General features: G+C 37.6%; 13 protein-coding genes. 6 read left to right on the plus strand and 7 right to left on the minus strand.

Annotation, left to right across the window (positions count from 1 at the left end):
- Positions 1–226 precede the first annotated feature (226 nt).
- Together ABIB30_RS00005 and ABIB30_RS00010 are read right to left on the minus strand one after the other, a co-directional pair.
- Positions 227–598, minus strand: a complete 372-nt coding sequence (locus tag ABIB30_RS00005) for a DUF2784 domain-containing protein (RefSeq protein ID WP_354298691.1) — start codon at positions 596–598, stop codon at positions 227–229.
- A 4-nt stretch (positions 599–602) separates the two neighbouring features.
- Positions 603–1,064: a GNAT family N-acetyltransferase gene (locus ABIB30_RS00010; RefSeq protein ID WP_354298692.1), complete on the minus strand. Its 462-nt coding sequence runs from the start codon at positions 1,062–1,064 to the stop codon at positions 603–605.
- Positions 1,065–1,210: 146 nt separating this feature from the next.
- Between ABIB30_RS00010 and ABIB30_RS00015 the strand changes: the two genes are divergently transcribed.
- The 5 genes from ABIB30_RS00015 (at position 1,211) to ABIB30_RS00035 (ending at position 8,238) form a co-directional block, all read left to right on the plus strand.
- A complete protein-coding gene (locus ABIB30_RS00015; RefSeq protein ID WP_354298693.1) occupies positions 1,211–1,795 on the plus strand; it encodes an RNA polymerase sigma factor in 585 nt (194 codons plus the stop codon).
- A gap of 154 nt (positions 1,796–1,949) precedes the next feature.
- Positions 1,950–2,927 carry a FecR family protein gene (locus ABIB30_RS00020; RefSeq protein ID WP_354298694.1) on the plus strand — a complete coding sequence of 326 codons (978 nt, stop codon included), beginning with the start codon at positions 1,950–1,952 and terminating at the stop codon, positions 2,925–2,927.
- A gap of 217 nt (positions 2,928–3,144) precedes the next feature.
- Positions 3,145–5,943 (plus strand): TonB-dependent receptor, encoded by a 2,799-nt coding sequence (locus ABIB30_RS00025; RefSeq protein WP_354298695.1) that lies wholly within the window; start codon positions 3,145–3,147, stop codon positions 5,941–5,943.
- Between the two features lie 58 nt (positions 5,944–6,001).
- Positions 6,002–6,910: a helix-turn-helix domain-containing protein gene (locus ABIB30_RS00030; protein ID WP_354298696.1), complete on the plus strand. Its 909-nt coding sequence runs from the start codon at positions 6,002–6,004 to the stop codon at positions 6,908–6,910.
- Between the two features lie 131 nt (positions 6,911–7,041).
- Positions 7,042–8,238: an MFS transporter gene (locus ABIB30_RS00035; protein WP_354298697.1), complete on the plus strand. Its 1,197-nt coding sequence runs from the start codon at positions 7,042–7,044 to the stop codon at positions 8,236–8,238.
- A gap of 186 nt (positions 8,239–8,424) precedes the next feature.
- Here ABIB30_RS00035 and ABIB30_RS00040 read toward each other — a convergent pair whose 3' ends face one another.
- The 5 genes from ABIB30_RS00040 to ABIB30_RS00060 form a co-directional block, all read right to left on the minus strand.
- Positions 8,425–9,837: an amidohydrolase family protein gene (locus ABIB30_RS00040; RefSeq protein ID WP_354298698.1), complete on the minus strand. Its 1,413-nt coding sequence runs from the start codon at positions 9,835–9,837 to the stop codon at positions 8,425–8,427.
- Between the two features lie 12 nt (positions 9,838–9,849).
- Positions 9,850–10,536 carry an ankyrin repeat domain-containing protein gene (locus ABIB30_RS00045; RefSeq protein ID WP_354298699.1) on the minus strand — a complete coding sequence of 229 codons (687 nt, stop codon included), beginning with the start codon at positions 10,534–10,536 and terminating at the stop codon, positions 9,850–9,852.
- 59 nt (positions 10,537–10,595) lie between these two features.
- Complete coding sequence (locus tag ABIB30_RS00050) at positions 10,596–11,438, minus strand: helix-turn-helix domain-containing protein (protein WP_354298700.1); 843 nt, start codon at positions 11,436–11,438, stop codon at positions 10,596–10,598.
- A 79-nt stretch (positions 11,439–11,517) separates the two neighbouring features.
- Positions 11,518–12,225 (minus strand): aquaporin Z, encoded by a 708-nt coding sequence (aqpZ, locus tag ABIB30_RS00055; protein ID WP_354298701.1) that lies wholly within the window; start codon positions 12,223–12,225, stop codon positions 11,518–11,520.
- Positions 12,226–12,374: 149 nt separating this feature from the next.
- Entirely contained in the window at positions 12,375–12,833 is a 459-nt protein-coding gene (locus ABIB30_RS00060) for a GNAT family N-acetyltransferase (protein ID WP_354298702.1), read from the minus strand.
- Between the two features lie 352 nt (positions 12,834–13,185).
- Between ABIB30_RS00060 and map the strand changes: the two genes are divergently transcribed.
- The gene (gene map / locus ABIB30_RS00065; RefSeq protein ID WP_354298703.1) at positions 13,186–13,986 is read left to right on the plus strand and encodes a type I methionyl aminopeptidase; all 801 of its coding nucleotides are present in this window, start codon (positions 13,186–13,188) and stop codon (positions 13,984–13,986) included.
- The last annotated feature ends 4 nt before the right edge of the window (positions 13,987–13,990 follow it).

A 13,990-nucleotide genomic window follows, 5' to 3' on the forward strand; every position in this document is an offset into this window, starting at 1 on the left:
TCCTATTGTAAACTAAGGGCAGGAAATTGTAATAAACTAGGTAAACATAAATTAGTAATCTACTTTCTACTGTAAACTAATCTCAGTATAGGACAGCATGTATAAGTCATCTATGTTGAGAAGGGGTTGGTAAGGCCAATAGCCTTACCAACCCCTTCTCAACATAGATCACAATACGATCCGGGATAGATGTCGCTGTTTTGTACTTTAATTAACCGCTACGGTGTCAAATATGTCTTCTTTTGATAAAGTTCACATAGATAGTAATCGCTACCGCAAGCGTAAAACTAACTCCGGTTATGATATCAATAAGAGAAGATGATATAGCATGACCTGAAATCTTGTCGGCATAGTATTTAATAAAAGAATTTGGCAGATTCACTTCACCTGATTTTTCCTTAATCTGCCATTGCCAATCGGTAATCGGGCAATAGCCCAATCCATACCAGATACCAAGAACTAACCAGCAGCCTAAAGTAAGTGCAACTACAATCAGATGCAGTTTTCTTGTAGCTGGCCATATCCAGCCCAATAAATTAAAGCCAATAATGACAAGATGAAGCAAGGTGAAAAACCAGTCAAATAATACATACATCATGATGTTAAAAGATACGAATCATATCTTTTTCAAAGCAGACACTATTTTCAATCTGGGCATACTGACCGTAGTTTGGAATGAGTTGGTAACCGTTTTTCTTGTAAAGTTCTATAGCTTTAACTTGTCTTTTTTCAGTTTCCAGGATGCACTTTTTGTAGCCTAGCTCAGTGGTCCATATCTCCAATTCAGTTAATACATTTGTTGCAATACCTTTACCTCTGGCAACAGGAGAGGTATACATTCGTTTAACTTCCATTGTATCCGGATCATATTGTTTAATTGCACCACAGCCTATTGGTTCATCATCCTGATAAGCAACGACAACATGCTTAATTTGATCAACTTTATTATACTGAGTATAAAAAAAGTGGTCATTGCCATGCTTTTCTGCTAAATATTTATCAAGAAAATTGATAAGTTTAACAAAATCTGTGTTTTCTGAATTTGTTCTTACGATTTTAATCATTGTATGTATTTTTAATATCAATTATGACTGCTAATCTGCTTATAAAGATATAAAAAACAGCTTATATAGCTATAAATATAGCCACTCCCTAAAGTTTTTATAGAGTTGCATTCCTTATTGTTGACTTGTATATTAGCCTGCTTACAATGAAGGCGTACACAAGGTTAGATGATTTCCAGTTAATTGAACTTCTTAAAGGAGATGACGAATCTGCTTTTGCGGAGATTTATAGCCGGTATGCGGAAAACATGGCTGGTTTTGCCTGCTCAAAATTGTATAGCTTAGAAGATGCGAGAGATCTCATTCATGACCTGTTTGTGAAGCTTTGGGAAAATAGAAATCAATTGGTTATCAGCTCAAATTTAAAGACCTATTTATATCTGTTGGTTCGTCACCGTATTATTGATAAGATCCGGAAGAATATTACCCGTGAAGAATATGCAGAAAGTTTAAAATCTTTGCGTTATGCTTACCATAATAGTATTGAACAGAAAATATATCTGAAAGAGCTGGAGAATACTATTGAGAAATCTCTCAACGAGCTTTCACCAAGGGTAAAGGAAATCTATCAAATGAGCAGGGTAGAAGAGCTAAGTATTAAAGAAATAGCTGAAAAACTTGGATTGGCAGAACAAACTGTCAAAAATCAACTTTCAACAGCATTAAAGCATTTGCAGAGAGTATTAGCTCAGGTATCTGTTACCGCACTGTTATACTGGATAAATTCTTAAGCCAGGTTTAAGGACAATTTCTTAAACCAGATTCCAGGCGAAGACATTGTCAATGCAGATCAAAGACAGTGAACTTGAGAAATCATTTAAAATTTAATCACTTTCTGATAGTACTTAATGGAAGTTTATACGGCTACTGCAAAAGTTCCGGTAAATGAATCAAAATGATATAGAATCCCTGATGGATAACTATCTTCAGGGAAAGACGTCTAAAGAAGAAAATTTAATCATAGCGCAATGGCTGGAAGCCGATTTGAATCCTCAATCGGATGCATGGCCGGATATGGATGAGGCCAATAAAGCACAATGGCTTGCCAGCGTATATGATGATATTCATCAAACTATACATTCAACTAAAGTCACCCCTTCAAAAAGATATTTATGGAGTAGATGGACGGCTGTGGCTGCAACGATAATTGTTGTTTTCTCCTTGTATTGGTTATGGCCGGTGATCCATCAGGATATAAAATCTTCGCCGATTACACAATTAACAGTTTCTTCCAGTCAGAAAAAACAGGTTATTCTGCCAGATGGCAGCCAGGTTTGGATCAATTCTAATTCAGTTTTAACTTACCCTCAATCTTTTAAAGGTAAGCTAAGGGAGGTCAACTTATCAGGTGAAGCTTATTTTGATATTAAACATGATATTGATAAACCGTTTATTGTGCATACAGGAAAAATTGTTACGACTGTTTTAGGTACCGCATTCAATATCAAAGAAGATAAATCTTTACAGACTATTGTGGTAACTGTAACCCGGGGAAAAGTTAAAGTCGCCAAAGGGTCTGATCAATTGGCGATACTTAAACCCAATCAGCAAGTCATTTTTAATATTCCAGATAACAAAGCAGTGCAAGCCGAAACCGATAGTCAGAAAGCTATCGCATGGCAGCAGACTGATCTTTTATTCGATGACATTACTTTTGAGCAGGCGGCTTTGAAGTTAGAACAGCGATTTAAAGTGAAGATCAGTTTCGAAAATCAAAAGATAAAAGATTGCAGATTTAGTGGATCTGTACTTTCTTATGATAAACTGGATAAAATATTAAAAGTGATTTGTGCTTTTAATCATGCCTCTTATACGACTAAAAAGGACGGTAATATAGTGATTAGCGGGCAAGGATGTAATTAATGTAAATGGACTGACAGCAGACACCGTGAAAATAAGATGAACAGCAGAAGGAAATAAGATGAACAGCAGATAAAAAGAAAAGAGAATTAATCAGGCGATGACTACTCAAGGCCAGTAGTATTCAGCAAAAACCTGTAAGCCGACGGCAATCAGCTCACAGGTATCCCGGAAGAACCGGGGTTTTAAACAATTGGTATCACTTAAAACATTTAAAAGTATGAATATTTCTGCAAAAATGCGGAGACAGGGGGCATTATATGCCATTATTACTGACAGCAAAATATCAAAAAAACAATTTATCTATCAATTAATGCGCATTAGCATCTTATCAACTCTTCTATTATTTTCCACCTTGCAGTTGCTTTTTGCTACTTCGCTAAATGGACAGAATATCAAAACTGACCAGGTAACTATTGGCCTGAAACACGATAACCTGGTCACTGCTTTAAAAAAGATAGAGGAACAAAGCGCATTCAGATTTTATTATCGTAAAGCCGATGTTAAAGACATTTCGGAGCTGAATATTCCATTAATTCCAAGAACAGTAGAGGAAACTTTAAACGAACTGCTGCAGAACAGCTTCTTTACATTCAGACAAATTGATCATAACATTTTATTGGAGAAAAATATTTTGCAGGAAAATTATATAATCAGGGGTAAAGTGACCAGTTTAAATCATTTGCCGCTGGAATTTGCTACAGTAAGTATCAAGGCAATAAACAGTAATCAGATTTTGCAAAGAAAACAGACTGATCTGCAAGGTAATTTTCAGTTAGCGATCAAAGATAAAGGCGACTACCTGATTGAAATATCAGCAATTGGTATGGATAGCGTAAGCGTTGCAGTAAATCTGGCTGATATTAAAACTATACAATTACCATTTATCCTGCTGAGTGCAAATGGCAGGAATCTTAATGAAGTCATTATCACAGGAAAGAAAGCGTATATCGAGCAAAAGCTTGACCGCACGGTTATTAATGTAGGGGCTTTAATTTCAAATGAGGGAGCAAATGCATTAGAAGTACTTGAAAAATCACCTGGCGTATTGGTTGATGGAAATGGAGCAGTCAGCTTTAAAGGTAAGCCTGGTGTCACTATTTTTATTGATGGAAAACCTACTTATTTATCAGGAGCAAATCTGGCTGGCTATTTGAGATCTTTACCAGCATCACTTTTAGATCAGATTGAACTTATGGATAACCCACCAGCTAAATACGATGCAGCTGGTACCGCAGGGGTAATCAATATCAAGACTAAAAAATCTAAAGCGAATGGATTCAATGGCTCTTTATCGGCTAATTATAGTCTTGCACATACAGGGCAAACTAATGAAAGCCTGAATCTGAATTACCGGGTTAATAAAATCAATCTTTTCTCAAGCGCTTCTTATACACTTTCTCAGAGTTACCGGGAATTTGAAGAGGATCGGAATTATTTTGATCCAGATAATACTTTTAAAAGTGCATTCAGACTCAAATCTATCCTGAAAGACAAAAGTAATTCTGGCAATATCAAAATTGGTATGGACTACTATCAATCTCCTAAAACTACCTGGGGTATAGTCTTTACAGGCTCGGTTACACCAAAGTCGGGCAGAACGAATTCAACCAATCAGCTATTGAATAAAAATCAACAGCTGGACTCATTAATTTATGCTGACAACAGGAGTAAAGGACATTTTAATAATGCGGGAGTCAATTTGAACTATAGTCACCAGTTTGATAGTTTAGGCAAAGTAATCACCTTTGACCTTGATGGTCTGATTTATAATTCAACCAATAATCAGCGATTTTTTAACCAGACTTATGCTGCTGACGGTGCACTTACAAATACGCAGGTAATTACCGACCATTTACCAACCAAAATCAATATTTATTCCGTTAAAACAGACTATACGCTTCCTTTAGGTGGTAAAGCTAAACTGGAAGCAGGTCTTAAAAGCAGCTATATCCAAACCGATAACGAAGCAAATTATTTTAATGTAGTTGAAGAAGTAAGTACATCAAATCCTGATTTTACGAACCACTTTTTATACAAAGAGAATATCAATGCCGCTTATTTGAATTATAGTAAGATTTATCAGCGTTTCTCATTCCAGGCGGGCTTGCGTGCAGAAAATACAAATACCCGTGGACACCAGCTTGGGAGCATTGAAAGACCTGATTCCTCCTTTGTGAAAAGTTATACCAATCTGTTTCCTACAACTTATCTGTCTTATAAATTAGATAGCGCAGGTCATCATTCGCTGATCGCTTCTTATGGCAGAAGGATTCGCAGACCTTACTATCAGGATTTAAACCCTTTTGTCACGATAGTGGATAAATACAGTTATTTCTCTGGAAATCCTTATTTACGTCCGCAATATTCTGACATTTTCAAACTGTCTTATAACTATAAAAGTATGCTCACTGTGGCGGTTTATTATACGCATGTTTCAGATCTGCAATATGAAGTTGTTAAACAGCAAGGCGCTATTTTTATTGATGGAATAGGCAATATAGGTACAGCAAAGTATGTTGGCGCATCAGTTACACTTGCTTTTGAACCGGCAAAATGGTGGCTTAATAATACATATGTCCAGGTCTTTAATAATGTTTTTAAAGGACAGTTGTTCTCAACTTTTCTGGATGAATCCAGGACTATGGGCGAAATTAACAGCTCAAATATATTTACGCTATCTTCTGGATGGAGTGCTGAACTAAGTGGGTTTTACGTTTCTAAACGTGCTAACAGTCAGTTTATTAATAATGGAACCGGACAATTGAATGCGGGTATCCAAAAGAAAGTATTCAATAATAAGGGATCAGTTAAGTTTAGTGTACGGGATATTTTAAAGACTTACAAGAACAATGGTTTGACCAATAATATTCCGAATGCTACAGAGGCTTTCAGGAATAAATTTAATTCACAGGTATTTACTTTAGGCTTCAATTATAATTTTGGAAGGTCATTGTCTAAAAAAAGTAAGCGGGATACTGGGAGTGCTGATGTGGAAAAAGGAAGGGTAAAAAATTAATCCCTCCAATCTGATTCTATTTTTAATTATCTTTGTTCTTTGAAATATTCAATTCAATATGAAGGCAGCAATAGAAACTCTTGGAGATTATTATCATAGAACAAATCAGGTAATTCCTTCCGATTTGTTAAACCCAAAAGGAAATTCAAGTCATTTTAATGTTCAGCCCAGATCTTACTGTCATAAGGTAACTCCCTATAACAGAAGAGACCATTATAAGATGTGCCTGACTATAGGAGCCGGCCGGCTTCACTTCGCAGATAAGGTGATTGAGGTGAACCAGCCGGCACTTGTTTTCTCTAATCCTTCCGTACCTTATTCCTGGGAATCTACTGTAGAGACGCAGGAAGGCTACTTGTGCCTGTTTAATGACTCTTTCATCTCTGCTGAATTAAAAAAAGGCCTGGAACTTACGTGTCCGTTATTTAATCCTGTACTTAATCCTGTTTTTTTTCTCAATAAAGAACAAACGGATTTGGTTAGCGGGTATTTTAAACAGATGATCGATGAGTTGAAAAGCGATTATGACTATAAATTTGAAGTGATCAGGAGCTTACTTAAGCTGATCATACACCAGGGGATTAAAATACAATCTGCGGATAGTGTAACCGCACACAAAGACGTTCCCGATAGGATAACGCCAATGTTTATTGAATTACTGGAACGCCAGTTCCCTGTAGATTCGCCTGAAAACCCACTCAAAATCAAAAGTGCCTCTGAATTTGCAAGTCAGCTGAATATCCATGTTAACCACTTAAACTATGTGATTAAATCACATACCGGCAAAACTACTACGCAAATGATCAGTAACAGGATTGTTGATGAAGCTAAAACCCTGCTGAAAAATACAGACTGGGATGTAGCTGAAATCGGATATTGTCTTGGGTTTGACTATCCTGCGCATTTCAATAATTATTTCAAAAAACATACCGGAATAACCCCATCTATCTTTAAATATAATTTGTAGCTATTATTTGATTTATGTAATCATTTCTTTGTTTTTTGAAAGGAACTTCTCTGCCTTTGCCTATATCTTTGACCCATACATATTGTGCTTTAAAATGAAGCGCAAATAAATAAGAAGAAGCGCAGCATCAAATGAGAACTATTGAAAAAGACCATGACGGAATCGGAACTATCCTTGCATTCGTTTTAATACCACTTTCTGGTTTCGCAACCGACATTTACTTACCGTCACTGCCCGATATGGCTAATAAACTGCATGCAACCAATGCAGAAGTCCAATTAACCATTGTGTTTTTCCTGATCAGCTATGGAATTTCACAACTGTTCATTGGAAGCTTATTAGATAGTTTTGGACGTTTTAAGATAACTATAGCCGCTTTATTGTTATTCAGTATCGCCAGTTTTACCATTGCCAATGCACATAGCGTTTATATCATTTACCTGATGCGTGTAATTCACGGCATAACTGTGGCAGCTATTGTAGTGGGGAAAAGGGCTTATTTCGTAGATATCTTTTCAGGAGATAAACTAAAACACTATACAAGTTTGTTCTCTATTGTCTGGTCTTCTGCTCCAATTATAGCACCCTTTTTCGGAGGATATCTGCAAACCGCATTTGGCTGGGAGTCCAATTTCTATCTGATAGGTTATTTCGCGCTGATTATGCTTGTTCTTGAACTCGCATTTGGTGGTGAATCCTTAAAAGTCTATCAGAAATTTCATTTCAAATCAATTGTTCAGGTTTATGGCAATATGATTAAAACCCTGAGTTTTAGTCTTGGCCTGATTATGCTGGGCTTATCCAATTCTATGTTTATGGTTTATGGGATGAGTGGCCCTTTTATTATTGAACATACTTTTCACGATACAGCAATCACCACTGGTTATTGCGCTCTGACTCTTGGAATCTCCTTATTGTCAGGTGGCTTTTTGGGGAAAGCATTAATCAAGTATCCTTTCGTTAAAAAGTTAAGTATTGCAATCAGTATTCAATTCCTGCTCACACTGGCTATGATTTTAGTCCCGGCAATCCATACTAACTTAATGACGATGATGGCATTTGCGTTCAGTATTCATTTCATAGCAGGTTTTGTTTTTAACAATTACTTTTCTTACTGCCTTGGATTGTTTCCCAAAAACGCTGGTATTGCTAGTGGAGTAACAGGAGGAGCGTTATATGTCATTACCTCTATTTTAAGTTATAGCATCGTTTCACTGATTCCAGCGAAATCTCAAGCAAGTCTTGGCTTAAGTTATATGGTGCTGGTTGTGCTTTCCATACTTACTTTTATGGTGATCCGGAAAAAAACACAGATTTCTGCTGTTTAAAAAGAAATCAAATGCTTTAAGATCAAATTAGAAAGATCACCCCATTGAAAAAGCCTCGTTGATGAGGCTTTTCCTGTTTAAAATAAGGTGTTGATTGATGAGATGTTAACCTTATACCAAACTTATAAAAGATTATTCTTAAATGGAGTAGTTAAACTACGCATATCCACAAGTAGAAATACGCAATTAATTCTTAGTTTTAATACTTTCCAATAGCTGATCTAAATACTTACGATCCAGTAACTGTCCCTTTACCACCACAGCATTTATCATTTGAGTTGCTTTGATATTAAGCAGTGGATTCTGATCCAGCACTAAGATATCGGCTTTTTTGCCGGAATTTATACTTCCATATTGCTTTTGATTAAGAAATTCCGGAGAGTTGATGATTGAAGCCTGCAAAGCTTGTAACGGCGTTAAGCCATATTGAACAAATAATTCCAACTCCTGATGCAAACCAATGCCCGGATAGTCAAAAGAATTTAAATAGCCAGCATCCGTACCTGCCAGAATTTTAACACCTGCTTTTTGTAAAAGCGGCAAAACAGCCGCCGATTTTTCAAAAACCTGGTGTCTGAATGCAATAGCTTCAGGATCATCTTTTGCAGCTCTTTCTACCCGCCAGTTATACGTTTTCCGAAGTCCTTTGCCTATGTATTTCAAATAAGGATCATTTTTGTGGTCATCCTGATCAAGGTAAGCAACTGTGCGGCTGATCAATAACGTAGGCGTTAAGGACATACCGTGTTTAGCCATGTTTTTATAAGCCTTTAATGCCGAGACCTCGTCGAAATCTGCAATGATCCGTCCGTTGACAGCTTTTCCTTTCAATGCGCCCGAAGCAATTTCATCAGATATAGCTTGTTCATCCTTAGTACCTGCCTTTAGCGCATAACCAATATGCTCCACCGCGCTTAACCCGGCATCAGCTACCTGGTTCATTGTTAAAGCAGCGGGGATATGTGCTGAAACCTTAAATCCTCTTTGTCTTGCCATTTTGATTGCTTCCAGAAACAGAGCTGGTTTTAACGTATTGTCTGTGATTTTTACAAAGTCAACTTTTAACTGCTTTAAGGAATCCAAAGCCAACTTGACCTCTTGAGTAGTACCCACTTCAATATCTCCGAGCCAAATAGACTTATAACCTTCTATTTTTGGCCCCGAAGTAAATATCGTTGGTCCCTGGAGCTGACCTTTTGCAATTTCATCTCTCCATTGTAATACGCTTTTACTTAAATCGGCCGAAGCATCTCTGACCGTTGTAATTCCGTGCGCAAGAAAAAGAGGAAGCAGGTTCTTGTTTTCCTGGATCAGTGAATCTCCACCGCCAAAATGCATATGCATATCCCAAAGTCCGGGAATGATAAACTTTCCTGCTGCATTATAATTTTGTTTCACCTGCCAATGCGAACTTTTATCCTGATCAATAACTGTAATGATACTATCATTGCGGATAATAATCACTTTATTTGAGCTAAGCCGTCCTGTTTTAACATCAATAATACTTCCACCGGTAATCATCAGGTCTGCCTTTGTCTTTTGCGCAAAAGCAGCAGATCCAAGCAGCAAGGAAACAATTAAAATAAATAGTCTTTTCATAATTAATTCCTGTTATTGAGCTCCAGCTTTTTCTAAAAGAGCAGTGATCGCTTTAAAATTCTTATTCTTTGCGTGGGTTAAAGGGGTAATTCCTTCGTTATCTGCCAGATTTACATTGCAGCCAGCCTGAATGAGCATGGCTACTATTTCAACCTGCTTGCTATTTCCATTGTTCAGGATAATTGCTTCCAGCAAAGCAGTCCAGCCTAATTTATTGATATGATCTATAGGGAAAGACTTGTCTTTTAACAATTCCGCAACAACTGCGGTATGTCCTTTTTCACACGCAGGGATCAATGCTGTCCCATAATACCTGTTAAAAACTTTGTAATCAGCCCCTGCTTTCAATCCTGATTTTAAGATTTCCAGATAACCTGTAGCTCCGGCATACAAAAATGAACTATTCAGCATCTTGTCCTGCGCATTTACATCGGCGCCAGCGTCAATGAGTAATTTAGCCAGCTCTGCCTGATTCGCATAAGTAGCGGCGATCAGTGGAGTTTCACCCTTTTCATTGCGGACTTCCACATTGTTCCGCTCCGCAATCCACTGTTTTAGTGCATTGACATCATTTGAAGCGATAATTTTAAAAACTGTTATTTTTTCCTTTTCCATATTCTTTTCCTGAGCACAAGAGCTAAATGCAATGCCAGAGAGACAAAGCAAAACTGTTAATTGCAGATAATAGTGTTTTATCATCTGGCAAACTTAGCTGTTCTGTTTACCTGAATATAGGACAGGTTAGTACATCACCGGTACTAATTATTTATTTTGCGGAATTCCACAGGACTGGATTTTGTGTATTTCCGGAAAAACCTGGAGAAATAAGAAGTATCATTAAAGCCCAGCGTAAAAGCGATCTCCTTGATATCCAAACTGGTCAGAGTTAACATTCTTTTCGCTTCCAATAAGATACGTTCACGAATCTGATCACCGGCAGTACTTCCAAATCTTTTACGGCAAACCTGATTCAGATAATTAGGTGTAACATTTAGTATATCAGCATAATATGATACCTCGCTATAAGTGTGGTAATGCTTTTCCAGGCTCTGTTGAAAGCGGCTCAGCAAACGGTGATCAGTAGGTGGCAGCTCAGTTTTAAAACTCGCCTGATAAGCACGTTTAAGCAAAAGCAATACTATTTGCAACTGGTGCTGCAGCATCTCCAGGTAAAAAGCCTTTTGCGCATTGGTTTCGTGTAGTAGAATTTTCAGTGCTTTCACCACCAGTTGATAGTCATCGCCAGTTAACACCAGGGAACTTTTGCCGGCGGGTGTAAAAAAAGGGAACTTCTGCTGTACCTGTAAAAGGAAATCCGGAGAAAACATGACCTGAAACCCGGAAGTGTCTGCCGATAAATTCCATTGATGTGCCTGTCCGGGGGCTAAAAAGAATACCGTTTGAGGTTTGACCTCATGTGCAAAGAAGTCTATCGTATGTGTACCTGTGCCTTTTTCAATCAGCAATACCATGTAAAAATCATGCTTATGTGCCTGCGGTATAACGGGCATACCAAGGGGAGTGTGGTAAACAATCTTAAAATCTTCTTGTGTATAAGGCAGGTTGAAAATTTTTTCTATGCCGACAGTTGGTAAAAGCATCAATGGTGATTAATAATAAAGACCCTGTTTTGTTTCGCAATAAACGAAAAAAACAGGGTCTTTTTTTATGATTTACAGCTTAGTTTCTTTCTAGCAGGAAACGCCATACGACAGCACTCAGTATACTTCCTAAAATAGGTGCGGCAATGAATAACCAAACCTGGCTGATTGCCTGGCCGCCTACTAATAATGCCGGACCAATGCTTCTGGCAGGGTTTACAGATACGCCTGTTACTTTAATACCTACAATATGGATCAATACCAGGCTTAAGCCAATTGCTAAGCCAGCAAAACCACCATTGATATTTTTTGTAGAAGTTGATCCAAAGATCACCATCAGGAAGATAAAAGTAAATACTGTCTCTGCAACAAAGCCAGAAAGCAGGCTGTAACCAGCAGGGGAGCCTGCTTCATAGCCATTCTGGCCCAGACCTCCATCAGCAAGCGTATAACCATCTTTGCCAGATGCAATCAGGTATAAAATAGCTGCACCTGCAATTGCTCCTAATACCTGCGCAATAATATAAATAACTGCCTCACTCGATTTCATTCGTCCAACTACCACCATACCGATGGAAATTGCCGGGTTAATATGGCAGCCTGAAATATGGCCAATGGCATAGGCCATAGCGACTACAGACAGTCCAAAAGCGAAGGATATGCCAAGCAAACCGACTCCACTTGTACCATCAGCACCGGCAATTACAGCACTGCCACAGCCCATGAGGACTAAGACCAGTGTACCGAAAAATTCGGCCGAGAATTTTGAAAAAGTAGTTGTTTCCATGTGAGATTTGATTAGTTATTGTGGATGGATAATTGATTTTTAAGTGTAAGAAACTTACACCCTGTATAATATTAAGCATATTTTATCAAAAACCTACAATTAAATGACAATTTAATTGTACCAATAATAAGCTGAATCTCTCTTAACTATCAGGCAGTTACAGGTCTGATCATGTCTATATGCAGAATGTCATCTTCCAGATATTCTTCTCCCTGCATTACAAAGCCAAAAGACTCATAAAATGACTTCAAATAGAGCTGTGCACCAATTTTGATTGGCTTATTTCCATGTAAGCGCAGGCAATTCGAAATAGCCAGTGAGACCAGCTGTCTGCCAAACCCTTTTCCTCTTGCCGCATGGCTGCTCACTATTCTTCCTATAGAAGGTTCAGTAAATGATAATCCAGCAGGAACTATTCTCGCATAAGCCATCAATTCTTTATTTTGATACAACATTAAATGCTGACAAGACGAATCTTTACCATCTGTATCCAGGAAAACGCAATTTTGTTCCACCACAAATATTTCGCTTCTCAGTTTTAATATTGCATAAAGCTCTTTTACAGTCAGGGAATCAAAAGGCTTACATATCTCGGTATATTCCATCATAATTTGTTAAAAAATAAAGGTAAAAAAATCTGCTAAAACAACCTGTAAATATTGAAAAACCAAGCATCACATAAGATCATTTTATTTCTGTTTGTTTCCTGAATTAAACATCCTATTTTTGATTATTCTCCTTAACTAATAAATAGTTAAAGCAGTTTTAAATAAACAAAATATTGAAATACAGTTTGTTAGCCACCTCTGGTCAAAATCCGATAAACCGTAAATCATCTTATTCTATTTACCAAATCGTTTTACTGATTAAGAATCATACTGGAAATAAGAGATTTTATGAGTATCTTTTATCTGCTGACCGCAGTTTAAAAATTGAACAGGAAAATTAACCCGCAATCTAATGATTATACTTAAAACAGATGAAGAAGTAGAATTGATCCGGATCAGTGCTACCTTAATTAGCTCAACCCTTGCTGAAGTCGCTAAAGTTTTGAAACCAGGAATCACCACCATGGCTCTTGACAAACTCGCGGCTGAATATATTGCGGATCACGGCGCTATTCCATCATTCCTTAACTATGAAGGCTATCCACACCATATCTGTACCTCAGTAAATGAGGTAGTGGTGCATGGCATGCCAGACGATAAGCCCTTGCGGGAAGGTGACGTCGTTTCTGTGGATATAGGTGTCATTAAAAACGAATTTCATGGAGATCACGCCTACACTTTTATCATTGGGGAAGCTGATCAGGAAGTTATAGATTTAGTAAGAATAACTAAAGAATGTCTTTATGAAGGAATCAATCATGCTGTGGCAGGCAGCTATTTAACTAATATTTCAAGTGCTATACAAAGGCATGCAGAAAGTAATGGTTATGGAGTAGTCCGGGAGTTTGTAGGTCATGGTCTGGGACGTGATATGCATGAACACCCGCAAGTGCCAAACTATGGAAGAAGGAACGAGGGGATACTCATGAAAGAAAACCTGGTATTAGCCATTGAACCTATGGTGAATCTGGGTACTAAAGATATCAAGGTATCAAAAGATGGCTGGACAATCAAAACGGCCGATGGTAAACCATCTGTACACTTTGAACATGATGTTTGTACTAAACCAGGCCATGCCATGATCTTGTCCAACTATACTTTAATAGAAATTGCAGAGAAAGCAAACAAGAACCTGAATTCATCCTATTATTAGTTAT

The sequence above is a fragment of the Pedobacter sp. UYP1 genome (assembly GCF_040547305.1).
GTDB lineage: Bacteria > Bacteroidota > Bacteroidia > Sphingobacteriales > Sphingobacteriaceae > Pedobacter.